This window comes from Staphylococcus delphini (assembly GCF_900636325.1).
GTDB classification, from domain to species: Bacteria; Bacillota; Bacilli; order Staphylococcales; family Staphylococcaceae; genus Staphylococcus; species Staphylococcus delphini.
Genome location: NZ_LR134263.1, coordinates 959,145 through 984,320, shown reverse-complemented (window position 1 = coordinate 984,320; position 25,176 = coordinate 959,145). Strand labels below are relative to the sequence as shown.

The 25,176-nt window shown below is 37.1% G+C and carries 20 protein-coding genes; 1 reads left to right on the top strand and 19 read right to left on the bottom strand.

Going from position 1 to position 25,176, the window contains the following annotated elements; genetic code table 11:
* Positions 1-470 precede the first annotated feature (470 nt).
* From EL101_RS04435 to gatC, 11 genes are all read right to left on the bottom strand, one after another.
* Entirely contained in the window at positions 471-1,844 is a 1,374-nt protein-coding gene (locus EL101_RS04435; RefSeq protein ID WP_164715567.1) for an ATP-binding cassette domain-containing protein, read from the bottom strand.
* Positions 1,845-1,857: 13 nt separating this feature from the next.
* On the bottom strand, positions 1,858-3,048 hold the full coding sequence (locus tag EL101_RS04430; RefSeq protein WP_096597661.1) for an MFS transporter: 1,191 nt from the start codon (positions 3,046-3,048) through the stop codon (positions 1,858-1,860).
* A 10-nt stretch (positions 3,049-3,058) separates the two neighbouring features.
* Positions 3,059-4,099: a YcaO-like family protein gene (locus EL101_RS04425; protein WP_096597659.1), complete on the bottom strand. Its 1,041-nt coding sequence runs from the start codon at positions 4,097-4,099 to the stop codon at positions 3,059-3,061.
* A gap of 52 nt (positions 4,100-4,151) precedes the next feature.
* Positions 4,152-4,901, bottom strand: a complete 750-nt coding sequence (locus EL101_RS04420) for a hypothetical protein (RefSeq protein WP_096597657.1) — start codon at positions 4,899-4,901, stop codon at positions 4,152-4,154.
* A 286-nt stretch (positions 4,902-5,187) separates the two neighbouring features.
* Positions 5,188-6,552 carry a 23S rRNA (uracil(1939)-C(5))-methyltransferase RlmD gene (rlmD, locus tag EL101_RS04415; RefSeq protein WP_096597655.1) on the bottom strand — a complete coding sequence of 455 codons (1,365 nt, stop codon included), beginning with the start codon at positions 6,550-6,552 and terminating at the stop codon, positions 5,188-5,190.
* Between the two features lie 427 nt (positions 6,553-6,979).
* Entirely contained in the window at positions 6,980-7,135 is a 156-nt protein-coding gene (gene elxI1, locus EL101_RS13480) for an epilancin biosynthesis-related protein ElxI1 (protein ID WP_422396469.1), read from the bottom strand.
* Positions 7,136-7,390: 255 nt separating this feature from the next.
* Positions 7,391-7,612: an epilancin biosynthesis-related protein ElxI1 gene (elxI1, locus tag EL101_RS04405; RefSeq protein WP_096597651.1), complete on the bottom strand. Its 222-nt coding sequence runs from the start codon at positions 7,610-7,612 to the stop codon at positions 7,391-7,393.
* A gap of 372 nt (positions 7,613-7,984) precedes the next feature.
* Entirely contained in the window at positions 7,985-8,917 is a 933-nt protein-coding gene (locus EL101_RS04400) for a diacylglycerol kinase (RefSeq protein WP_019166450.1), read from the bottom strand.
* Between the two features lie 656 nt (positions 8,918-9,573).
* Positions 9,574-11,001 carry an Asp-tRNA(Asn)/Glu-tRNA(Gln) amidotransferase subunit GatB gene (gene gatB / locus EL101_RS04395; protein ID WP_014613460.1) on the bottom strand — a complete coding sequence of 476 codons (1,428 nt, stop codon included), beginning with the start codon at positions 10,999-11,001 and terminating at the stop codon, positions 9,574-9,576.
* A gap of 13 nt (positions 11,002-11,014) precedes the next feature.
* A complete protein-coding gene (gene gatA / locus EL101_RS04390) occupies positions 11,015-12,475 on the bottom strand; it encodes an Asp-tRNA(Asn)/Glu-tRNA(Gln) amidotransferase subunit GatA (RefSeq protein ID WP_096546433.1) in 1,461 nt (486 codons plus the stop codon).
* Between the two features lie 2 nt (positions 12,476-12,477).
* Positions 12,478-12,780 carry an Asp-tRNA(Asn)/Glu-tRNA(Gln) amidotransferase subunit GatC gene (gene gatC, locus EL101_RS04385; RefSeq protein ID WP_014613458.1) on the bottom strand — a complete coding sequence of 101 codons (303 nt, stop codon included), beginning with the start codon at positions 12,778-12,780 and terminating at the stop codon, positions 12,478-12,480.
* 366 nt (positions 12,781-13,146) lie between these two features.
* On the opposite strand from gatC, the gene putP reads away from it, so the two are divergent.
* A complete protein-coding gene (gene putP / locus EL101_RS04380) occupies positions 13,147-14,700 on the top strand; it encodes a sodium/proline symporter PutP (RefSeq protein ID WP_019166447.1) in 1,554 nt (517 codons plus the stop codon).
* A gap of 591 nt (positions 14,701-15,291) precedes the next feature.
* Here putP and EL101_RS04375 read toward each other — a convergent pair.
* From EL101_RS04375 to EL101_RS04340, 8 genes are all read right to left on the bottom strand, one after another.
* Positions 15,292-16,497, bottom strand: coding sequence for a CamS family sex pheromone protein (locus EL101_RS04375; protein ID WP_096597647.1), 1,206 nt, complete (start codon positions 16,495-16,497; stop codon positions 15,292-15,294).
* Positions 16,498-16,508: 11 nt separating this feature from the next.
* A complete protein-coding gene (gene ligA, locus EL101_RS04370; protein WP_096597645.1) occupies positions 16,509-18,512 on the bottom strand; it encodes an NAD-dependent DNA ligase LigA in 2,004 nt (667 codons plus the stop codon).
* A gap of 3 nt (positions 18,513-18,515) precedes the next feature.
* A complete protein-coding gene (gene pcrA, locus EL101_RS04365; RefSeq protein WP_096597643.1) occupies positions 18,516-20,711 on the bottom strand; it encodes a DNA helicase PcrA in 2,196 nt (731 codons plus the stop codon).
* Positions 20,711-21,400 (bottom strand): heptaprenylglyceryl phosphate synthase, encoded by a 690-nt coding sequence (gene pcrB, locus EL101_RS04360; RefSeq protein ID WP_096597641.1) that lies wholly within the window; start codon positions 21,398-21,400, stop codon positions 20,711-20,713. The genes pcrA and pcrB overlap by 1 nt, the downstream gene beginning before the upstream one ends.
* Positions 21,401-22,307: 907 nt before the next feature.
* Positions 22,308-22,610, bottom strand: a complete 303-nt coding sequence (locus tag EL101_RS04355) for a YerC/YecD family TrpR-related protein (RefSeq protein WP_096542415.1) — start codon at positions 22,608-22,610, stop codon at positions 22,308-22,310.
* 67 nt (positions 22,611-22,677) lie between these two features.
* The gene (purB, locus tag EL101_RS04350; RefSeq protein ID WP_096542413.1) at positions 22,678-23,973 is read right to left on the bottom strand and encodes an adenylosuccinate lyase; all 1,296 of its coding nucleotides are present in this window, start codon (positions 23,971-23,973) and stop codon (positions 22,678-22,680) included.
* Positions 23,974-24,396: 423 nt separating this feature from the next.
* Positions 24,397-24,585, bottom strand: a complete 189-nt coding sequence (locus tag EL101_RS04345) for an NETI motif-containing protein (RefSeq protein ID WP_096597639.1) — start codon at positions 24,583-24,585, stop codon at positions 24,397-24,399.
* Entirely contained in the window at positions 24,575-25,144 is a 570-nt protein-coding gene (locus EL101_RS04340) for a DUF2179 domain-containing protein (RefSeq protein WP_014613448.1), read from the bottom strand. The genes EL101_RS04345 and EL101_RS04340 overlap by 11 nt, the downstream gene beginning before the upstream one ends.
* Positions 25,145-25,176: the final 32 nt, after the last annotated feature.

The following is a 25,176-nucleotide window of genomic DNA, read 5'->3' as shown; positions in this document are numbered from 1 at the left end:
TCTATAACCTCCAATCTTTACTTTGTATTGAATATTGTTCAGTCCTTCGGTACATTTTCCCTACTATGACTTCTGCTGACTTCTCATCATTCGTTGTTACTACGATAGAAGTACCGCTGATGAGACCTCCCCGGGTAAGGTGTAACCTCTTTCCACTCATGTCACCGCATCATTGACTATATAGAACTCGGGTAGTATTGGACTTCATCTTGTTTGGCAGATTCGTCCATTCTACATAGCCTTAGTATGATGTTTCTGTTCGTCAGTGCGAGTGTTTGCGTCCGACTTCCTTCAGATTCCACTTCGCAATGGACACCCTTGTCTTTCGCTAACAGTTCCTACTACCAAGCCTGTAACGGACTTTCACCGTCAAGATGTTACCCATGCCGGGCGCACCAAAAAAAGACACCTATAACGTATAAGTGCCTTGTCATCAAATGATATTGTCTATAAAAATTTACATAACGCTATCACAATCTACATTTCTTAAAGGTATCCATATCTAGAATTGTAGTCGCTAAATGTTCCACAAAATACTGATCATGACTCACAAATATCAGTATGCCTGAATATGCAGCAAGCACCTTTTCTACTGCTTCGATAGCTTTTATATCTAAAAAGTTGGTCATTTCATCTAAAATCAAAATATCAGACTCAGCAACTAAGAGCGACAATAATGAAACTTTCACACGTTCCCCTTGGCTTAAATCTCCTACTAACCGGAATGCCTTGTCTCTTTTAAAATCTAACAACGCCAATAAAGTTCTAATATGATGTTCGCTTAAATGACCATTCGTAGCTTCGACAATCGTTTCAAATACTGTCATCTTTGGGTCTAAGTACTGAAAATGATTTTGTCGAAAATAACAAATTTTATATGTAGACGGTAAAACGGAAACCAAGTCATTTAAATAAGTGGTTTTGCCTACACCATTTCTACCAATAATTCCTAATTTATCACCACTATTTAAATGGATAGTTGGGGTATGCCACAACCTTTTTTGACCCATTTTCGCTTCGTGACTAGGAATGATGATTTTTCTTTTTGGTAAACGATGAAGTTGTGATAAAAAGGAAATATCATATTGATCTTCGACGCGATCAGGTTGTTTTAACTGTTCTAACCTATTTTGTTGTTGCGTAATCCCCTTCTGGAGTTTCTTTTGTTTCACACCGATCTTCGTTTTGACACCAGCAATACGATATTCTGAGCCACTCATCTTCTTAGGTTTTCCCTTTTTCTGATTTTGCTTTTCTTTCATCATTTGAAGTGATTGTTTTATTTTCTTCTTTTCCTTCTGATATTGTTTCAAGTCATGTTCATATTGAGATAATTGAATCATACGTTCTCGCATATAATCTGAAAAAGAACCATGATATTCTGTTATTTTTCCTTGCTCTATCAACCAAATTTTAGTTGCAACTGCATCTAAAAAAGCCCGATCATGGCTCGCTATACAAAAAGAAGATGGGGAGCGCTTAATCGTTCTCACTACTTTTTTAATATGCTGTTGATCTAAATACGTTGTAGGTTCATCCAACAAATAGAGAGGCACGGACTGTCTTAATGCGTTAAGAAAATTTGAAATACTTAATTCTCCACCACTTTGCGTCATATCCTCCGTTATACAGAGTTCACTAAAATAAGTCAGAAGATTGCCCGAAATATGGCCAGTATAATCGCTTAACTGTCCTGATAACATTTTTAACAAACACGTCTTTCCAGCCCCGTTTTTTCCGATGAGGCCAATGACATCGCCTTCCTCAATCGTTAAATCATCCGCCTCAAATAATAATTTTCCACCTATCTCACACCTGATATCTTTAAGTGCTAATACAGACATATCACTCCCCCCTTTAATCAAATACCGTTTCAACATCTGCTAGGAAGCGAATACTCCAGGCAGCTAACAACATGAGTGAAGACAACAATACAATTAACAGAGGTATTTTAAAAAGCGAAACGAGAAATCCCGACATGATGGCTGCCACGGGATTGACTAATGAAAAGAGCGTTAAAATTGCCCCAAAAACACTGCCAATCATATCTCTAGGGACTTTCAATTGAATCTTTCCAAAATAGAGAATAGAGAAAATCGTGTTGATCAAAGCATACAAAAACCAGCACAACAGCATTCCTGTATAGGCAAGCGCACTGTTAGGAATAAGTAAAACGAGTCCTAATAACAACAAGACGTAACTCTGTGTAAACAATGTCCTCTTAAATAAACGATATTTATCTTTAACATCATAGAAGTATTTCGCAAATATGATGCCACCTAAGACACCTCCTAAGGCAAAGGAGAGCTCCATGCCACTATAAGAGGTTTTTAAAAATGAAAAACTGTCATTGGCGATTTTAGGTAAGAGCAAAAAGATACTCCAAAACGAGAAATTCATGACCAATGCAACTGGAATAAGGTTACGAATGTAAGGCGTTTTAAAGATATAACTCGCCCCCTGCTTCATATTATTAAGGACTGAAGTAGACTGCAATGGCGTTTCCACCATCAGTCCTACAAGTAAAATTGTTGCGATGGCAGTGATAAGAAATGTCACAAAAACAATCGTTGTAAAAGAGAGAAATGAAATATAAACTGCAGATAAAACAATCGCCATAATGGATGCAACCTGTGTTGAACTCGAAACCACAGAGTTAATACGAAAAAGCGCCTCATCACTGCTGGCTAAAAATGGAACCAATGATTCTAACGTAGGTGACTGTAAACCTCCTATCACTGTTGAACCAAACATAAACAGTGGCAACAAAATTTCCATGTTCATAACCTTTTCTAATACCAACACCATCAAAAGTAATCCTACTTTAAAAAAATTCAGAACTTTGATGAATAACAGCTTGTTCATACTGTCTGAGATGCCACCACCAAGACTTGAGAGAAACACACCACTTAATTGTCCAAAACCGATAATGGATATGATAATTTGACTAGAGAAATATTGATAAGCAAACCAGTATATATAAATGGTTAAGGCTGAAGACATCATCGTTGTTAAAAAATCTGACGCGATAATTCTTTTAGTTTTCATAACTCACCTTCTATATGAACGGAAAATCATCTTTAATCCTGACTTCCTTATTGTTTACTATGAAGAATCGTTTAGTTAAAGGAACCGTATCACTATACAGAGTCGGTTGTAATTCATAACAATACGCTTTGACTAAGTATCCTTCATCAACAGAAATACAAGAATAATATATATCATATTTATTAATGGCTGTTTTCAAGTTCAATATCTCTTTATAATCGGATAAATTACTCAATGGACTATCACTAATAAAATCAGGATACGTAAAACTAGTACGGATTTTTTTAAAATTAATGAACTCATACCTCAAACCCACAATACATGAAATCGCTTCAAAAATTGCATGTTTAACTGCACCTTTAATTTCAAAATGTGCTGCACTACCATAAGTGACTGATGGAAAGCTATCTTGTTTGAGAATACACACAACCACATAAACACCTAAATCATTTTCAATATCTAATAGCGTGATATCTATACCTTGATTTAATAATTGATTTCTAATAATTCTTAAATCCTCATCAATATCATCAATCACAATAATTCTACTTGCTGTTTCTCTATGCCACCACAAAGTAACAATATCCTTTTCTATTAATTCCATAGCCGCTTTTAATTTAGCAAGTTCAATATCTCGAGCATAGGAATACCCCTCTTGAGGACTAAAAGATAGCCCAATCCCTTTTGTTTTTTCATAATAGACACTTAATTCTTTCGGTATATACTTCAAAGATCCGTCCTTGTAGTTATAAAAAGGGACATACTTAACATTCATTTGATTATACCAATTCACATCTTGGATAGTTCGTTTTTGCCACATAAACGGATGAAGATGAATAGGTAGTTTAAAATTACCTAAGGATTTACCTCCGAAAAATACAAATGGAAAAGATTTACTTGAAATAAGCATTAACTCCATAAACTCATCTTTAGTAGCTTTTATCGCTTCCTTTTCTATAATACTTGTGGCACATGGTCTAAATGAGCTTCCCTCTGTAAAGTGATATGTGTAAAATCCTGAAACCCCATGTTCAGAAACATTCTCTAACATATTAATCCCCCTACATAAAAAAACTGTATCGTATAGATACAGTTTATAAAAATCAATTTGCTTTTAGATGCTGTATACTATTTTTGTTTGTTTTTGGTAGTAAATCCAATACATCAATCGTTTTACCACTAACACTTGTATGTGCTGAATATTCGACTAAACATAAGTATGTTAAAGAACTCATCAATTCACTGATTTTAGTCAAGGCCATTGCAGTTAACGGCGTGATATCAACTTCAATATCTCTAATTGCAACATGTGATACACCTTGTCGTATATATTTTTCTAATTTTTGATATTCCTCAAATAGATTTTGCAATGTATTTTCAAAAATAACCAACTTACTTTGTTGATAATTTAAATAATCTACTTCTCCTCCATTTTGCAGAGAAATAATAACAGACTCCCAAACCTTTGTCTCGTTCGTCACAACCCCTCCCTTTTCGAATACCCCTTTAGCAAAGGAATGATCAAACTTTTTATATTGGTTTACTGAACCATTTTTTAATTGACTATATTTAAATAAAGGCGCAATCTCATTGTAACTATTGCTAAGTGAATTTCTAGCACTCTGTAAATTAGTAATCGCCTCCTGAAAGGCAAGTAATGCTTTTTTATATGCAATTAGGGCTTTATCATTATCATCAATCTCCAAAAGTGTAAACTCTTCAACCCATGCATTTGCATTACAAAAATCTTCAAAACATTTAAACAAATATTTTGTGTAAGATGCATATTCTAATCGATACATATCATTCTTTACTACTCTATTATTGGAATGTCCGCAATTAATACCACCCATAATGGCACCCCCTCTTAATATTACACCCTAAATATAACAGATATAGGTTCAAAAGTAAACTTTTTATTCAAAATTTTCTGAATATTAATTCTGGAAAGATGCTAATAAACGCAAAATGTCTAATGTGTCTCAATATTTTTACAATTTTACAAATGTCTATTGACGACAAACTTATTTATCAAATCAAATCCGGCGTACTATTCTCTATATATCACCAAAACAAAAAAGGGCACTCAGTCACATTCTAAAAAAAATGTCCCTAGAACCCTTTGCGCTTTAACCTATATCAATATTTTCTTTCTAACAACGCTACTGTTTCGACATGTGTCGTATGCGGGAACATATCGACAGGTGTGATTTCTTTAAGTGTATAAGCTGCTTTCAACATTTCAATATCGCGTAATTGTGTACTTGGATTACATGACACATAGACAATACGTTTTGGGGCTAACGCATTTAATGTTTCAATAAATGTCGCGTCACAGCCTTTGCGTGGTGGATCTACTGTCACCACATCTGGCTGAATCCCCTCTTGTTGCCATTTTAAAATGACATCTTCAGCCGCACCAGCGACAAATGTTGTATTGTTCAATTGATTGTTGCGCGCATTCCTTTTCGCATCCTCTATCGCTTCAGGGACAACTTCTACACCATATACATGTTGTGCATGCGGTGCCATAAATAAACTGATCGTCCCAATCCCACAATACGCATCTAACACCACTTCATTACCCGTTAATTTCGCATACTGTAACGCTTGACGATACAATTTTTGTGTTTGTGTCACATTGATTTGATAAAACGATAAATCGCCAATTTCGAAAGTCAAATCATCTAACGTATCCTCGATAATGTCTTTACCGTAAATGGTTTTGGACGTATGCCCCATAATGACATTCGTTTTGTTCGTTTGGAAATTCAACTTGATACTCACAATTTGCGGAAACTGTGTCGTTAAAGCGGTCACAATGTCGTTTTGATGCGGCAACTTTTTACCGTTGAGCACAAAAATAACCATCACTTCATTCGTATAGTAGCCTTTACGAATCACAACATGACGAACGAGACCTTGATGTTTTTGTTCGTTATAAGCTGGAATGTGATATTTTTCTAGTAAACTTTTAATCACATTCATCATAGCGTTTTGATCATCATTTTGAATCAGGCAATGATCCATATCAATAATGTCATGACTCCGCTGACGATAAAAGCCCATTTGCAACTGACCATGACGATTCGTCCCAACCGGAATTTGAGACTTGTTGCGGTAATGCCAAGGATCATCCATCCCTATCGTGTCGTGAATCGGCACTTCTGCCATTTTTCCTTTATGATGAAACAAATTCATCACTTGTTTACGTTTCATCTCTAATTGCGCAGGATATGACAAATGTTGAAGTTGACATCCGCCACATTGTTGATAATATTCACATGGCGGCGTCACACGATCTGGGCTCGCCTTTTTCACGTTCATCAGCTTACCGATTGAGAAATTCTTTTTCACTTTAATGACTTTATATTGCACTTCTTCATCTATTAACGTCTGAGGGATAAAGATGGGATAACGATCTCTTTTAATCACACCATGACCTTCGTGTGTCAAATCCACAACTTTTCCCTCATAGATTTCATTTTTCTTCACTAAACTCATCTTATTCATCTCACTTTTCACAAATTCAACTTACAAGGGAAAGGAGCAGGACCAAAAATTTAACATTAACGTTAGATTTCAAAGTCCCGCTCCCCCACGAGAGCCTGTTATCATCATATGACTAAGTTCAGCTTTATTCGCTTTTTCAATAATCCTTAACGCGAACATCCCCTCCACTGTTAATACCAGGTGATACCACATGTCGTACGCTTGATGCTTCACTTCCAATCATTCATCAATCGCAAAATTCATTACACTTTTATAACTTTACACTGAACTCCTTTATCAATCAATGTTTAAAGTATAATATAAGTTAACGTTTATTTTCACTATATCAAAACTAAGAAATTTTTTTCAGCTCAATGGATTAACGATTGTATTACAAAACAATGTTGCTCACCATTAAGAAATGAGTTGCTGTATCATCTCATTCTTTTGCCTTTGATGACTTTTCTTTAAGGTATTCGGATAATATGTATAACACAAAAATCAAGATTGTCAAAATAAGGGAAAGGTAGGGGACATCTTCTAAAAAGTACCACCTTAAATTCAAATCAAATATCGTGTTAGCTGATTGAATCACATATTTTGATCCTAAAACAATTACACAAATGAATATTAAAGTATCTAATATTTTGATCAATTAAAATTCTTCCTTTCTTCAGGTTTAATAACAATCAAGAAAAAAGTATGTATATATTTGAAGCAAAGTTTGACAAAATATGCATAATCATAGCGATAAGATGTTAAAATTCGATTTAATACATAAAAATAATTGGTCAACCTAACATGACCTCTTTTAAAGCGCCTATAGTATCTACATATTTTTAAGATCAAACTATTTTTCTCTTTTTTCTTTTTCTTTTATCATTTCTGAAGGTATGGCAAACACAAACATTAATACAAGCAAAATAATTGCCATGTGTGGAATATCTTCTAAAAAATACCATCGTAAATGCCAATCAAAAATCCCATTGACAGTATGAACTACAAACTTTAAAAATAATAGACTTACACATACAAACGCCAAAAAATCTAATATAGTAGTTAGAACTTTCATCAGTTGAGCACCTCTTGTTTTAAATTCTATTTTTAGTCAAAACAAATTAATTTAGACCACTGTGAGCGAAATCTATTGGACTTACCAAAGATAGCAGTACCCTACGAACGCTCTTACAAAAAACTAACACTTGATGGATACTTTATTTTTTAAGTTAGTATATAGCTCATTAAAGATGATACCATACTTATTTAAAAGTAGTGTAATATTTTTGTAATGATCCCTTAACTTTTTTCACAATTTCAATAAAAAGGAGCAGGACCAAAAATTTAACATTAACGTTAGATTTCAAAGTCCCACTCCCCCACGAGAGTATTGTTGTGACGTTTGTAGTCATCATCTTTTTTAATTTTTGTGCGCAATTAGACTCGGTTACTCTGATTGTGTTGGTGCATCAATCAATAATGCGTTATCTTCTTGTGCAGGTGAAAAAACTTCAATATGACGGACTAAATTTAAAAAGTTGGCCGGTAACTGCCCACCGTATTCACCATCTACATTTAATGGCATATCACTAAAGGATGAAATATTTACCGATTGCGCTTTATGATAATGTACTTTCGGGTGTTTAATATGTTCACCGCGTGAGGCAAGTGTCATAATGTGCCCCAATTCTGCAATATTTGCCTTTTCAACAATCAGCAGTGTAAACATCCCGTCATCCAATTTCGCATCTGGTACTAACTTCTCAAAACCAGCCATTGAATTGGTTAAACCGAGTAAGAACAACATGATTTCACCTTCAAAGACTTGCGAATCAAATTCAATCCGCACATCGACCGCATGCATTTGTGGCAACATTTCAAACCCTTTAATATAGTAAGCAAAAGGTCCGACAATTGATTTTAATTTACTCGGTGCTTCATACGAAACTTCCGTAATTTTACCACCGCCAGCCAAATTAATAAAATAACGGCTATTCATTTTACCGATATCGACTTGGACGGTTTTGCCATCTAAAATGACATCCACGGCCTCAAAAATATCAGTTGGAAGATGGAGTGCTCGACCGAAATCATTCACCGTCCCCATAGGAATTAAGCCTAACTTAGGACGATTCGGTTTTTCAGCAATACCATTCACGACTTCGTTCAATGTGCCGTCCCCACCAGCGACAATCAACAAATCGTATTGGGCCTCGATCGCACGCGCCGCCTCTTCTGTCGCATCGCCAACTTTTTGGGTCGCATAGGCACTCGTCTCATAACCAGCTTGTTCCATTTTGATTAGTACATCAGGTAATGCACGTTTAAACACTTCTTTACCCGATGTAGGATTATAGATTATTCTCGCACGTTTTCTCATTTATATCCCTCAATTTTTCAGTACTCACAACTTATATTATAGTAAACAAAGATGTAATGAAAGCTAAAAACAAGCAAATTCTTAAAAATGATAAGAAAATAACGTCAACATCGTTTTCAAAAGCGTACATATAATCTATAGCGACAACAAGCTGTCTCGTTCACCTCTTTATATCCTCCCACTCACCTAAGATCAAGCAATAGACACTTGAATAGAACGCGTGCTGAAGAAGTGCAAGTGTATGATTAATTACACGCTTCATCTGTTTTGTAACATTTTCATTCGACATTTCAAATCGTTTGAGCATCTCAATTAAGATTGATAGAACAAGCTCGCTTTCGCTCCTATTTACGCAAATGATTGCCAAACTGGGCGCGACTCCTGAGGGAACAAGACGCAGCCGAAAATCCAATTCGGCCTCAATCAAGTGTACACTTCAATCAAGCCGAATTTAGTTGAGGCAAGTCCCTAGGAAAGCAAGCCCAAAAAGGCAATCATTAAATAACTTTATGATGAAAGCGAAAGCTTGTTCAGCAAACCCGTCCTACTCGCCACCATACGTAATGTTGAAAACCAACAAATGTCACAAAAAAAGACGAGCGTGAAATACAATCATCACTATTGCATTTCATCCACTCGCCTCTATTCAAAACAACCTATTGCTTATCCAACTCTTGCTTCAACAACTGATTCGCAAGTTGTGGATTCGCTTGACCTTTCGATAACTTCATAATTTGTCCAACTAAGAAGCCCATTGCCTTACCTTTACCGTTCTTATAATCTTCAACAGATTGTGGATTTTCAGCAATTGCTTGTTGTACAAATTCTAATACAGCACCTTCATCAGAAATTTGAACAAGACCTTTATCTTTCATAATTTGCTTCGCGTCCCCACCATTTTGTGCTAATTCTGGGAACACTTTTTTCGCAATTTTACTACTCATCGTGCCATCTTCAATCAATTTAATCATCCCTGCTAAGTTCGCTGGTGTAAGGCCTGTATCTTGTAACTCAATTTGATTTTTATTGAGGTATTCGTTGACGCCACCCATTAACCAGTTCGAGATCATTTTCACATCAGCGCCTTCTTCAACAGCCGCTTCAAAGAAATCTGACATCTCTTTTGTTAATGTTAAAACATGCGCGTCATATGCAGGTAAACCGAATTCTTTCACATATTTTTCTTTACGCGCATCCGGTAATTCAGGAATCGATTCACGAACACGCGCTTTCCACGCTTCATCAATATATAATGGTACGATGTCAGGTTCTGGGAAGTAACGGTAGTCATCTGACGCTTCCTTAACACGCATTAAAATCGTTTTACCTGTAGATTCATCAAAACGACGTGTTTCTTGTAAAATTTCGCCGCCATTTAACAATTCTTCTTCTTGGCGTTTCACTTCATATTCTAAACCTTTACGCACATTGTTAAATGAGTTTAAGTTTTTAAGTTCCGCTTTCGTACCAAACTCTTTTTGGCCGTATGGACGTAAAGATACGTTCGCATCACAACGCAATGAACCTTCTTCCATTTTACCGTCAGATACGCCTGTATATTGAATAATAGAACGTAATTTTTCTAAATATGCATACGCTTCTTCTGGTGAGCGAATGTCTGGTTCAGAGACGATTTCAATTAATGGTGTCCCTTGACGGTTTAAATCTACAAGTGAGTAACCATCTTTATGTGTTGATTTCCCAGCATCTTCTTCCATGTGTAAACGTGTAATACCGATACGTTTCGTTTCACCGTTCACTTCGATATCGATATAACCATTTTCACCAATCGGTTGGTCTAATTGTGAAATTTGGTAAGCTTTCGGGTTGTCTGGATAGAAATAGTTTTTACGGTCAAATTTTGATTCAGTTGCGATTTCCATGTTCAATGCCATCGCCGCACGCATAGACCAATCCACTGCACGACGGTTCACTGTTGGTAAAACACCAGGATACGCCAAATCGATGACGCTTGTATTTGTATTCGGTTCTGCACCGTATGCTACCGGCGCATTTGAAAACATTTTTGAGTCCGTTTTCAATTCAACATGGACCTCAAGTCCGATTATCGTTTCAAAATGCATTGATTGCCACTCCTTATAATTTTTGATATTGGTCGTGTAAGTTAAATTGTGTTTCGTATTGATGTGCGACGCGATATAACGTTTTTTCATCAAACGGTTTACCGATCAGTTGTAAACCAATAGGACGACCATTTTCCGCTAAACCACACGGTACAGAAATACCAGGTAAACCAGCTAAGTTCACTGGTGTTGTTAATAAGTCATTGGCATACATTGTTAGTGGATCATTAATTTCAGCACCTAAGTCGAACGCAACAGTTGGTGTTGTTGGTCCTAAAATGACATCGTAATCTTTAAAGACGTTTTCGAAATCATTCTTAATTAATGTACGTACTTTTTGTGCTTTTTTATAGTAAGCATCGTAATAACCAGAACTTAACACATATGTTCCTAATAAAATACGACGTTTCACTTCTTTACCAAAGCCTTCGCTACGAGACAATTTGTAAAGTTCTTCTAAAGTTTGTGCTTCTTTTGAATGATAACCGTAACGAATACCATCAAAACGTGCCAAGTTAGATGATGCCTCAGCTGAAGCAATGACATAATATGAAGGAATACCGTATGCTGTTCTTGGTAATGACACTTCTTCAACGATGGCACCTAAAGATTTAAGTGTTTCTGCAGCTTTTAATACCGCTTCTTTCACTTCTTCATCGACACCTTCACCGATGTATTCTTTCGGCAACGCAATTTTCATATCTTTAATGTCTTTACCGATATCAGCAGTAAAGTCAGTCGCCACGTCTGGTGCACTTGTTGAATCCATTTCATCAACACCCGCAATCGCTTCTAACACTAATGCATTATCCTTAACGTTACGTGTAATCGGTCCAATTTGATCCAGTGATGACGCAAAGGCAACTAAACCAAAACGTGACACACGACCGTATGTTGGTTTTAATCCTACCACACCGCAATACGCTGCAGGTTGACGAATAGAACCACCTGTATCAGTACCTAATGTAAATGGTACAAGCCCTGCTGCAACTGCTGCTGCGGAACCACCTGATGAGCCACCTGGAACGGCTTTATGGTCGAACGGGTTTACCGTCTTTTTAAAGTAAGAGGTCTCTGTAGAACCACCCATCGCAAATTCGTCTAAATTCACTTTACCGATAAGTATCCCGTTTTCATTATGTAGCTTCTTCATGACTGTTGATTCATAAATCGGCACAAAACCTTCTAACATCTTACTTGCACAAGTCGTCTCTAGACCTTCAGTAATGATATTATCTTTAATCCCCATTGGAATACCGAACAATTTACCTTCCATTTCACCTTTCGCTTGTAAGGCATCTAATTCTTCGGCTTTTTTCATCGCATTTTCTTTATCGAGCGCTAAAAATGATTGGATAGTTGGATCTGTTTCTTCAATTGCGTCGTATATATCTTTCACAATTTCAGAAGGTTTAATTTGATTATCCTTAATCATCTTTTGTAAGTTTTCAATAGATTCATAGCGGATGCTCATCTTTATGCGTCCTCCCTGTTCATAACTGCTGGTACTTTAAATTGTCCAGCTTCCACTTCTTTTGCATTTGTTAATGCTTTTTCTTGTGGCAATCCTGTTACCGCCACATCATCACGTAATACATTTTGTAAATCTAATACATGGTTTGTAGGTTTAACTTGTTCTGTATCGACAGAATCAATTTGATGACAAAAATTTAAAATACCTTCTAATGTCTGTTGCATATCGGCAGTATCTTCTTCTGTCACATTTAAGCGTGCAAGATTCGCAATATGCTCAACTTGTTTTTTGGTAATCTCAGCCATGCCGGTAAAGCCTCCTTAAAAATACTCTTTTATCTATAAATTGTACCAAATTTCAGCATAAAAATCTAAAATATTTCAAACAAGGTGCGTCACGACACAATGTTGACACGAACGCGGACGACGCTATCATTTTTCGACATGCTTGTTTTTCGCAAGCTCGACGTCTCACTATATTTTTTATTTATATTTACAACAGCAAACTGAATAATTATTGATATTTAATTTTGAACTTTTTTTATCCATATATCGCTGTTTCTCTTGTAACTACGAGGTTAAATTACACATAAACTGTGAAATACATCTTTCCTTTCGTATACAATTCTGTATAATAATCTTATGCAAGTGAAAACAAAAGGGGAGATCAATATGGTTTTATTTGGTTCTACTTTGTCCAGTCAAGTGAATCTCGATTGGCAAACGTATATTATGATTGCCATTTATTTCATTATCTTACTCGGCATTGGTTACTATGGCTATAAACAAGCAACGAGTAACTTGAGTGAGTATATGTTAGGTGGCCGTAACATTGGCCCATGGGTAACCGCCCTCTCTGCAGGTGCTTCTGATATGAGCGGTTGGATGATTATGGGATTACCTGGTGAAGTGTATTCAACTGGGCTATCTGCCGTATGGATTACGATTGGTCTAACACTCGGTGCTTACATTAACTATTTAGTTGTCGCACCAAGACTTCGTGCACATACAGAAATTGCCGGTGATGCGATTACGTTACCAGATTTCTTTAAAAACCGTTTAGATGATCAATCGAATTTAATTAAAATTATTTCCGGCTTGATCATTGTCGTATTCTTTACATTGTATACGCATGCGGGTTTAGTATCGGGTGGTAAGTTATTCGACAGTGCATTCGGACTAGACTATCATGTCGGATTAATTTTAATTGCGGCGATCGTGATTCTCTACACGTTTTTCGGTGGGTATCTTGCTGTTTCGATCACTGACTTTTTTCAAGGGGTAATTATGTTAGTGGCAATGGTCATGGTACCTATTGTTGTGATGTTAAAGTTAAATGGTTTAGACACATTCCATACGATTGCAGAAATGAAACCGACTAATTTAGATTTATTTAAAGGGACAACTGTGATTGGGATTATTTCATTCTTTGCTTGGGGACTCGGTTATTTTGGCCAACCTCACATTCTTGTGCGTTTCATGTCGATTCGTACTGTGAAATTATTCCCGCTTACACGTCGTATTGGGATTACGTGGATGATTGTCGGATTGTTAGGCGCTGTGTTAGTCGGACTACTCGGTATTGCGTTCGTTCCGGCACAAGGCGTTCAAATTCAAGACCCAGAAACATTATTTATTTTAATGAGTCAATTGCTGTTCCATCCATTAGTTGGTGGTTTCTTGCTCGCAGCGATTTTAGCAGCGATTATGAGCACTATTTCTTCTCAATTACTCGTCACGTCTAGTTCATTAACAGAAGACTTTTACAAACTGATTCGTGGTGACAAAGCCAATGCCGCTGCACATGAGAAAGAATTTGTATTAGTCGGACGTATTTCTGTAATGATCGTAGCGGTTGCTGCTATTGCCATTGCTTGGACACCGAACAACACGATTTTAAACTTAGTCGGTAATGCATGGGCAGGTTTCGGTGCGGCTTTTGGTCCATTAGTCATTCTTTCATTGTATTGGAAAGGATTATCACGTACAGGTGCAATAAGCGGGATGGTGGCTGGTGCGTTAACCGTGATTTTGTGGATTGTATTTGCGCATCCATACGGTGACGTGAACGATTTCTTTAACTTATACGAAATTGTTCCGGGCTTTATCGTGAGTTTAATCGTTACTGTCCTTGTTTCAAATATGACACAAAAACCGGGTGCCTTTGTAGAAGACGATTTGAATCAAGTCGTCAAGCAATTGAATGACGCAAAATCAAAAAATTAACAGAAGCGATACAAGTTTTACAATTATTGCTTATCGTTCAATGTCATCCATAGACATGATGATACTGAGAGACTGGGATAATTCCCGGTCTTTTTTATTTGGGTTATGTTGTACATACTGGTGACTTTAAGGATTTTCTTAATGATAGAATCGACAAGCATAGATGTATGTTACGTCATCATATAGGGTATCGTTCTATATCAAAATGAATTTAAATAGACGATGTAAAAAACATTTCCCGGTGGTGGATACCATGTTGTATATTAAACGTAAATTTTTATTTTTCATAGGTCTCCTACTGTTTATAGCTCTGTTTTATTTTAAAGTAGCGTTAGGCGATTCAATCATCAGACCTTTTGGATATATTCTATCAGGTGTGTTAATAAGCTATTTATTAGGCTATCAGGAAAAATAAAAAGGACTTTCGGTTGTGATGAGGAAACGATATTAAGCTTTTAGACTCCACGCTTAAAAAAAATAACTTTTTTGATTCTCTAGATGACTGCTTCATAAAAAACGACCACGTTTACTTGAGCGTACTTATCACTCGAAGTATCGTGGTCGTTTGTCTCATTTTATTCACCATTCACATTAGTTTTGATAAATGTGTACTTGTGGTGATTTTTCTTCTTTCGTTTTACGTATAAGCGCACGTGGCTGACTTCCATCTTTAATATGAATCTCATATTGATCCACAGATTTAAAATCTTTTTCAGCGAGCTGTGTCACATATTGCGTAATCCCGATCAACTCCGCTTTACCATAATAATCAATAGGTAAATCAACAGTTAAATGTTGTACTTTTTTGTTTTTAAACTCTGCTTTACCAACGGCTTGTGTAAAGTTAGAGAAGTAAGATTGTAATGCACTGTTAAAGTCTTTGAAGTTCGCATTGAGATTTTCATTCAAATCTGATGCCTCACTTGACGGTAACAGTACCGTCTTTTGGTCGATTTGATGCCAGTCTGACAGTTTAGACCCTTTTTTCTCGGCTGTCGCATAAGTCACAAAATGACCCGGAATAATGTCCTCTTGTGCTGACTGAATGTATATCGCAAAGGTAATTGGAATGTCTTTTAAATCCTCATTTTCTCGTAAACGCAATAACATTTCTTCAGCCATTTGTTGTCCTTGTTTTTTCACTTCTTTTTCATCGAGTTTTTCGTGATACGTTTCACCATACTTTTCTTTTTGATAGTAATACACGCTATTCATCGCTAAACCGATTGTCATACCTTCAATATCTTCGCCTTTAGTGTCACCATTATCGTAAAAGTCTTGTTCTAAAATATTCGATAAATAAGCAGGAGATTTTTTAGCGATTTTTTCTTCATCTGTTTCACCATTCACAGATGGATTTAATCCTAAGTTCGCTGTCGCATTTTTATTTTCTTTTTCTTTGTCGCTCATTTTATCAAGTTCTTTTTTCGTATATTTCGGACGCAGGTAAGCTCTGATCGTGTCTTTATCTAAATATTGACCATCTTGATACAAGTACTCATCAGTCGGATACACTTCTTTACTAATATTGAGCAAGCCATCTTCAAAATCTTCACCGTTATAGCTATTCGCCATATTTTCTTGAATTAATCCACGTGCCTGACTTTCTTTAAAAGGCAAGATTGTTCGATAATCTGTTCCTTGCACATTTTTATCTGTTGCGATTTCTTTTACTTTATTGTGGTCTCGTTGTTGCGCTTCTGTTTTTTCTTTCGAGGACTTTGATTCATCTTCATCTGGACCACAAGCTGATAATACAAGTGATAAACCTAAAAGAAGTACTATTGACTTTTTCATCGCCTATCCCCTTACTCATTAATTTCATTTTGCTTATCAATAAAATCTTGTTCTGTCCAAATCATTGTACCAAGTGATTCCGCTTTTGTTAATTTTGAACCTGCATCTTCACCTGCAATGACAAGATCTGTGGACTTCGTTACGCTACTTGTCACTTTTGCACCTTGTAATTTCAGCCAATTCGATGCCTCATTACGTGTCATCTGTTGAAGTTTACCCGTTAAGACAATCGTTTTACCCGCAAACTCTGGATGACCTTTAATTTGCGATAATTTTTGTCCTTTAAACGTCATATTAACACCTTTTGATTTTAACTTTTCAATCAGTGCACGAATGTCTTCATTTTCTAAATATGTCACTAACGATTGCGCTAACTTTTCACCGACGTCATAAATTTCAACTAATTCATCTTCAGTGACAGTGAGCAAGCGGTCCATCGTTTCGTATTTTTCTGCTAACACTTGACTTGCTTTCACACCTAAATGACGAATGCCCAGTCCAAACAACAAGTTTTCAAGGGAGCGTGCTTTGGAAGTTTCAATGGCATCAATTAATTTTTGTGCTTTCTTTTCACCCATACGTTCTAACGGCAATAAGTCTTCTTTCGTTAGGTAGAAAATGTCAGCTACATCTTTAATCAACGCGTGCGTATACAATTGTTCAATTATTTTCGTACCTAAGCCGTCAATATTCATCGCTTGTCGAGATACGAAATGAATTAAACCTTCAACGAGCTGTGCCTGACATTTCGGGTTAATACAGCGTAATGCCACTTCGCCTTCAATCCGTACAAGTTCATGATCACAGCTTGGACAATGTGTCGGCATGTGATACGTCTCGGCATCTTCTGGTCGACGATCTAAAATGACACGCACGACTTCCGGAATAATGTCTCCTGCTTTTTTAATGACGACACTATCACCAATACGAATATCTTTGTCATGAATTAAGTCTTCATTGTGTAACGACGCTCGAGAAACGGTTGTGCCTGCCACACGTACGGGTTCGAGTATCGCAGTCGGTGTCACCACGCCTGTACGGCCAATACTTAACTCAATATCTAGCAGTTCTGTGATGACTTCTTCAGCTGGAAACTTGTATGCAATCGCCCATCTTGGTGATTTTTGCGTAAATCCCATCTCCTCTTGGTGCTCGAGATGATTCACTTTAATAACAATGCCATCAATATCATAAGGCAATTGTTCACGCTGTTTAGTCCATTTTTCAATATATTCAAGCACTTCATCAATCGTTTTCACTTTTTCACGCTCGTGGTTCGTTTTAAAACCGAGTTCATCCAGTTCATCTAATGCTTCACTTTGAGATGACGCATCAAGTTCTGTGAAGTCATTAATACTGTACAAAAAGATGTCCAATTTTCGAGCTGCTGCAAGTTTTGAATCGAGTTGACGTAACGACCCTGCAGCAGCATTTCTCGGATTAGCAAACGGTTGTTCATCACGTGCTACTTTCGCCTCATTCAACTTTAAAAATGATTGACGCGGCATGTAAGCTTCACCACGTACTTCAAACGAAATCTTTTTGTCTAAAGTAAGCGGAATCGCATAAATCGTCTTTAAATTTTCAGTAATGTCTTCACCTGTTGTGCCGTCACCGCGTGTTAAGCCTTGAACGAGCTTGCCGTCGACATATTTTAATGATACGGCTAAACCATCAATTTTCAATTCACACATATATTCAACTTCACCGACTGCATCGCGTACACGTTGATCGAACTTTCTTAAATCCGCTTCATTAAATGCGTTAGATAAGCTTAACATCGGGGTATCATGATTGACCTTTTCAAACGATGACTGCGCCTCTCCCCCTACACGTACAGTAGGCGAATCCGAAGTTTTCAGTTCAGGATGTTTTGTCTCAATATCAATCAATTCGTGTAATAATTTGTCGTATTCACTATCTGGCACACTGGGATTGTCTTGAACGTGGTATTCATAGTTGTATTGGTGCAATAATTTGTGTAATGTTTCAACACGTTGAGCTATAGATGACATCCTTTAATCCTCCTTCTTTTCAATAGGCGCAAATTGAGCAAGTAAACGTTTAGGTCCTTCAGATTTGAAAATAATATCTAATTCGATTGAGCCATTTTTATCATTAACGTTCGAAACCATGCCTTCACCCCATGATTTATGCATTACCTTATCGCCGACTTTCCAATTTGACGCTGTTGATGATGAAGTTGAATTCTTCACGACACGTTGACTAAAGCCACGTTTCGCCGATTGTCGTTTTTTCGAACCAATCGTCGTGGCGTGTTGACGTTCTGGTAAATCAAGTAGTTCTTCTGGAATTTCATTTAAGAAACGAGAACGCGCATTGCTTTGCGGACGACCAAACAGCGTACGTGATGTCGCATGTGATAAGTAAAGCTCTTCTTCAGCACGCGTAATGGCCACATAACTAATACGTCGTTCTTCTTCCATTTCGTGGTCATTCTCACTTTGAATTGCGCGAATGTGTGGGAAAATGGATTCTTCCATACCGATAATAAACACAATTGGAAACTCTAGCCCTTTTGCTGAGTGCATCGTCATTAACGTCACACCATCTTCTAAGTTCGCTTCATCGACATCCGCTACTAATGATAAATCCGTTAAGAAATTAATTAGCGACTGCTCCTCTAAAGGGGTATTCTTTTCATAATCGACAGGTACGGACATAAATTCATCAATATTTTCTAAACGGCTGCGTGATTCTATTGATTGTTCACGTTTTAACATTTCACGATACCCTGATTTTTTGAGTACTTCATCAACAATTTCTGAAACCTCTAGAAATTCTTGTTCTTGCATTAAGTTTGACATCAATTGATAAAATTCTGCCGCCGCTTGTGTTACCTTTTTTGATAACCCGATAAAGTCGACTTCTGCCAATGCATCAAACATCGTCAATTCATGATCTGCAGCATAGGTTGCTATTTTTTCAACTGAAGACGGTCCTATACCACGCTTTGGCACGTTAATAATACGCTGTAGACTGATATCATCAGCACTATTCGCAATTAAACGCAAATAGCTGAGTAAGTCTTTAATCTCTTTACGATCATAGAACTTTTGCCCGCCGACCATGACATAAGGAATAGTGGATTTCAAAAATGTTTCCTCGAGCACACGTGATTGGGCGTTTGTTCGATACAGTACCGCCATATCTTTATAACGTTTACCCTTTTTTTGCTGTTTAAAAATTTCTCTCACGACATACTCAGTTTCATCACGCTCACTCATCGCTTCATAATAATGAATTTTTTCACCTTGTTGGTTTGCTGTCCATAGTCCTTTAGGTTTACGTTCAGTATTATGACGAATGACCTCGTTAGCCGCTTGTAAAATCGTCTTTGTCGAACGATAGTTTTGCTCTAAAAAGATGGTACGCGCATTCGGATAATCTTTTTCAAACGATAAAATGTTGTGAATGTTTGCGCCACGCCAACCGTAAATAGACTGGTCTGAATCCCCTACAACACATAGGTTTTTAAACTTTTGCGCTAACATATTCACCAATGTATATTGCGCTGTGTTCGTATCTTGATATTCATCTACATGGATATATTGGAATTTGTTTTGATAAAAATCTAACACGTCCGGCACACGTTCAAACAATCGAATCGTCGTCATAATCAAATCATCGAAATCTAATGCTTGGTTACGAACGAGTTGTTGTTGATAGCCCTTGTATACCGTAGCGACCATGCGTGAATAAAAATCATCTGCTTCTGCCTCAGCTTTGGCAGGTGTCAATAAATCGTTTTTAAGTTTACTAATTTCTCCAATAAAAATTTTCGGTTCATACTTTTTCGGGTCGATATTTTCTCGTTTTAAAACATCTTTAATGACTGACTTTTGGTCGGTTGGATCGATAATAGTAAAGTTGCGTTCAATACCAATTCGATCGGCGTCACGTCGTAAAATGCGCACACACATAGAGTGGAATGTTGACATCCAAATCACTTCTGCCTCTTCACCTACTAGTGCTTGCACACGTTCTTTCATTTCCTTTGCCGCTTTATTTGTAAAAGTAATCGCTAATATATTGTATGGAGATACATCTTTTTCATCTAATAAATAGGCAATTCGATGCGTGAGTACTCTCGTTTTACCAGAACCTGCACCTGCCATAATTAAAAGCGGTCCCTCAGTCGTACGCACCGCTTCACTCTGTTCTTTATTCATATTTGCAACGAGTGGATTCATTATGTTCTCTCCTTTATTTTCGTCGTTTTTAGTGCTGCTTTTAAATCTTCATAAATGACGTTACCTACAATAATCGTATCTGCTATTTGTGCCATTGCCATCGCTTTATCTAAGCCATCAATTCCCCCACCATAAAACAATTGCGTATGGTGAAGCGATTGTTTTGCTGCACGGACAATTTCAGGATTGCCATATTGCCCACTGTATTCTAAATAAAGAACGGGCAAACGATAAAACGATTCAGCCATTTGCGCATATGCCACAACATCTGATTCATCTAATGTGGTTTGTGCACATGTCTTTGTTGCGACCTTGCTTTCCGGATTCAACACGACATAACCTTCAAACACCATTTCATCAAAATCAATCATGTGTCCATAGGCTTTAAGCGCACTATGTAATAATCCATTATGGTATGTCACATCAGTACTATTCAACACTGTTGGCACAAAATAAAAATCAAATCCTGGCATCGTACTCTCAAGATTTGAAATTTCTAAGGCTAACGGTAGTGGATAACGGCGGACGCGACTCATTAACTGAATGACATTATCTTCAGTGACATCATCTGTGCCACCAATCATAATGGCGTCCGTATTTGACATACAAATCTGTTCTAAATCGGCGTCTGAAATCTCTTTAGCAGGATCAAGTTTAAAGATGTGACGCCATTCCTTGATATCATACATCGTTGGTGACTCCTTTAATTTTCATAACTTTTATTATAGCACTTTTACTTATTGATATCTAAAGTTCATACGTATATCGTGCACATTTTTTAGAAGCTGTCATATGCATGCATTCCTTTTTGAACATGTCACATGCATACGATTGCCGTCAATTCTTTTTGAACATGCCACATGCATACGATTGCCGTCTTGGACTCGCGTTCCCAGGGGCTGAGGGAGGTTGTGACAAAAGCGCTTAGGATTTGAGCAGAACCGAGCGATGAGCAAAATTGATTTCCAAATTTTGCCGAAATCGCGGGAGTTCTGTCGAAAATCCTGCTTTTGGAACACCGTTTATTAATTCCCAGCGCACCCATTCATTGTCGGTTTTGGGAGCAGTACAGAAATCTCATGTGTTACAAAGATTCCGTCTTACTGCCCCCGCAAGGTGACTAGACTTCTCAAAAGTGCAAACATTGAGAAGTCAGACAGCTACTGCGATAAACAGCAACCACTATTAAAGTAAAGAAGCGACTGTCAGCAGTATGCACGCATTCCCTCGGGAGTCTCGTCCATCCGGCAATCTCGCATGAACAGAAGCAAAGGAGGAGAGCAATGTCATGCATCTCACTCAATTAACGTGATCTATATAGCTACTGCGTTTAATATGAACATGTGGGTATATGGCTCATTTGAAAGTAAAGGTACGGACTTTGGTCATGGTTTTAACACTAATTAGCCACTTCGCAAAAATGTTTGCTATCATCAACCAAAGTGCATCTGCTACGTTTTCATCAAAAAGAAATACATTTTTTAACTATAAAGCGCGGCATATTAACGGTCTCGAAAATAAAAGACTTCTTTCGCTATTCACTTGATTAAAAGCCAATGTCGAAAGAAGTCTTTTTGTTTTACTTATCTCATTCAGTTACAATTTAGTTTCAATATTCATACGGTCTAGAATCATTGTGTAGGCATCATTTCCCCATTGCAAAGAACGTTTCACACGAGAAATGGTCGCCGTTGAAGCACCTGATTCTTTTTCAATCGTTGCATACGTATAACCTTGCTTGATCATTTTTGCAACTTGGAGACGTTGTGATAAAGATTGCAATTCGTTCACTGTACATAAATCATCAAAAAACTGATAACATTCCTCACGTGTCTCCAAAGTTAATATTGCATCAAATAACTCGTCCAAAGCTTTTCCGCGTAATTTTTCTATTTGCATGAGAACAACCCCTATATTCATAGTCTATCACTATTTTAACGGATTAATAGATTAAAGTGTAGTGAAATTATTCTAAACCGACTCTTTTAAATATTGTATCAACTTGGTTCAAGTGATGTCTAGGGTCAAAACACGCATCGAGTTCTTCTTTTGAAAGCTTATCAGTAATTGTCGTATCCGCTTCTACAAGTTCTCTAAATGGCGTTTTCGTTTGCCATGATTCCATTGCTTTTGGTTGTACTGTATCATAAGCTGCTTCACGGACCATGCCTTTATCAATAAGCGCAAGTAGCACACGTTGTGAATAAATCAGACCAAACGTTTTATTCATATTTTCAGTCATATTTTCTTCATAAACTGTTAAACGGTCAATAATGTTTGTGAAACGGTTTAATGCATAATCTAATGCAATCGTTACATCCGGCAACATAATACGTTCAGCTGAAGAGTGTGAAATATCACGTTCATGCCATAATGCGACATTTTCATATGCAGTCGTTAAGTAACCGCGAATCACACGCGCAATACCTGTTATGTTTTCAGAACCGATTGGATTACGTTTGTGTGGCATTGCTGAAGAGCCTTTTTGTCCTTTAGCAAATGCTTCTTCTACTTCACGTGTTTCTGTTTTTTGAAGGTTACGTACTTCAACAGCAAATTTTTCAAGAGAAGTTGCAATTAAGCTTAACGTCGCAATGTAGTATGCATGACGATCACGTTGTAATGTTTGTGTAGAAATCGGCGCAGTCCCAATACCTAAATGTTTACAAACATAGGCTTCAATTTCAGGCGGAATGTTGGCGAACGTTCCCACTGCACCACTCATTTTACCGACTTCGATTTCAGTTCTTACATTTTTGAAACGCTCCATGTTACGTTGCATTTCTGCATACCATAACGCCATTTTTAAACCAAAAGTCGTTGGCTCAGCATGCACACCATGTGTACGACCCATCATTAATGTGGTTTTATACTTTTTCGCTTTTGCTGCTAACACATCAATGAAACGTTGAATGTCTTGCTCTAAAATGTCATTCGCTTGTTTAATTTGATAACTTAACGCTGTATCTACAACATCTGTTGAAGTCAAACCATAATGTACCCATTTACGCTCTTCACCTAAAGTTTCTGAGACTTGACGTGTGAAAGCGACAACGTCATGGCGTGTTTCTAGTTCGATTTCTTTTGCACGGTCGACATCTACACGTGCATGTTGGCGAATCTTTTTCACATCTTCTTTCGGAATGTAACCTAACTCACTCCATGCTTCACTCGCAAGGATTTCCACTTCTAACCAAGCTTCATAACGATTTTGATCCGTCCAAATTTGAGCCATTTCTTCTCTTGAATAACGTTCGATCATGTTTATTAAACTCCAATCTTGTAATGTTAGTTTCATTGTATCAAAACAATCAATCATGTACATGTATTATTCAAACAAATTTATCGTTCGTAATCAAGCCTCAAATGCATATTCGTATCAATTTGTTAATTTTATTCAAACGCACGCCAAATTCCAATGCATTCCATCCATCAAAATATTGTTATTTCAAAGTTTAGCGCACTTTCATTTGCATTTTTACATACTCGATTTTGGGAATTCAAGTTCTTGTCTCATGCTTAACGACTCATAATAAAGACGAACATTTAAAAGTTAAATTGCCAAAACATTCGATATCTCTTTTTCGAACATCACATTATAATGGGATGGCTTTAACCTCTTGCAATGCACGCGATAGCCATAAAAAAGACAGCACATGTTCAACCGTTATGCGCTGCCTTTTTCTTATGATTCAAATGTATCCGGTATTTTTTTACCTGTAAATTCAATTTCTTGTCTTAACACTTCAATTTCACCGTGCTCATTTTCGATAAACACGGGCTTTTCAAATCGTTTCACTGGCATAAATCCTGCAGCTTTCATTCTAGCTAAACAATCTTGAATCGTTTCATCAGGTTCAACTTTAAATTTCATCTGTATCATACGCCTTTACTTTTTTACTTCTTACGCCTTTAACCCAGAAACCACCGTGAATATTTCGAGGTTCGTACGCAATAATAAATGCTTTAGGATCCAATTGTTTAATCGTATCCATTAATTTCAATTCATAACGACGTGGTGTTAAAATTTGCATCACTAAACGGTCACCGTCACGGCCATGTGCACCAAAGTGCGTCACACCATATCCTAATGCACGCAGCTGACGAGGCAAATCTAACTCATAGTCCGCTGTCGTAACATTGACGACCGAATAACCGAGTGCGAGTTTTTCTTCTATTTTCATTCCTACAATAATCCCTACAGAGAAACCAAGAGCATAGGCAATAATATTTTGAAATTGATCTAAGCTCGACATTACCAAACCTAAACCGATAATATAGACAAACACTTCTACAAAACTAACAAGTGCCGCAACATAACGGTAACCTTTTAACGTTAAAATCACACGCATCGTCAGTGCTGTGACATAGGCAACGTTAATGACGAAAATGGCAATGAGCATTAGCCAAGGATTGTCATTGATTAAACTCATACGCACCCTCTTTTCCTTTTAAAAATCTAGCT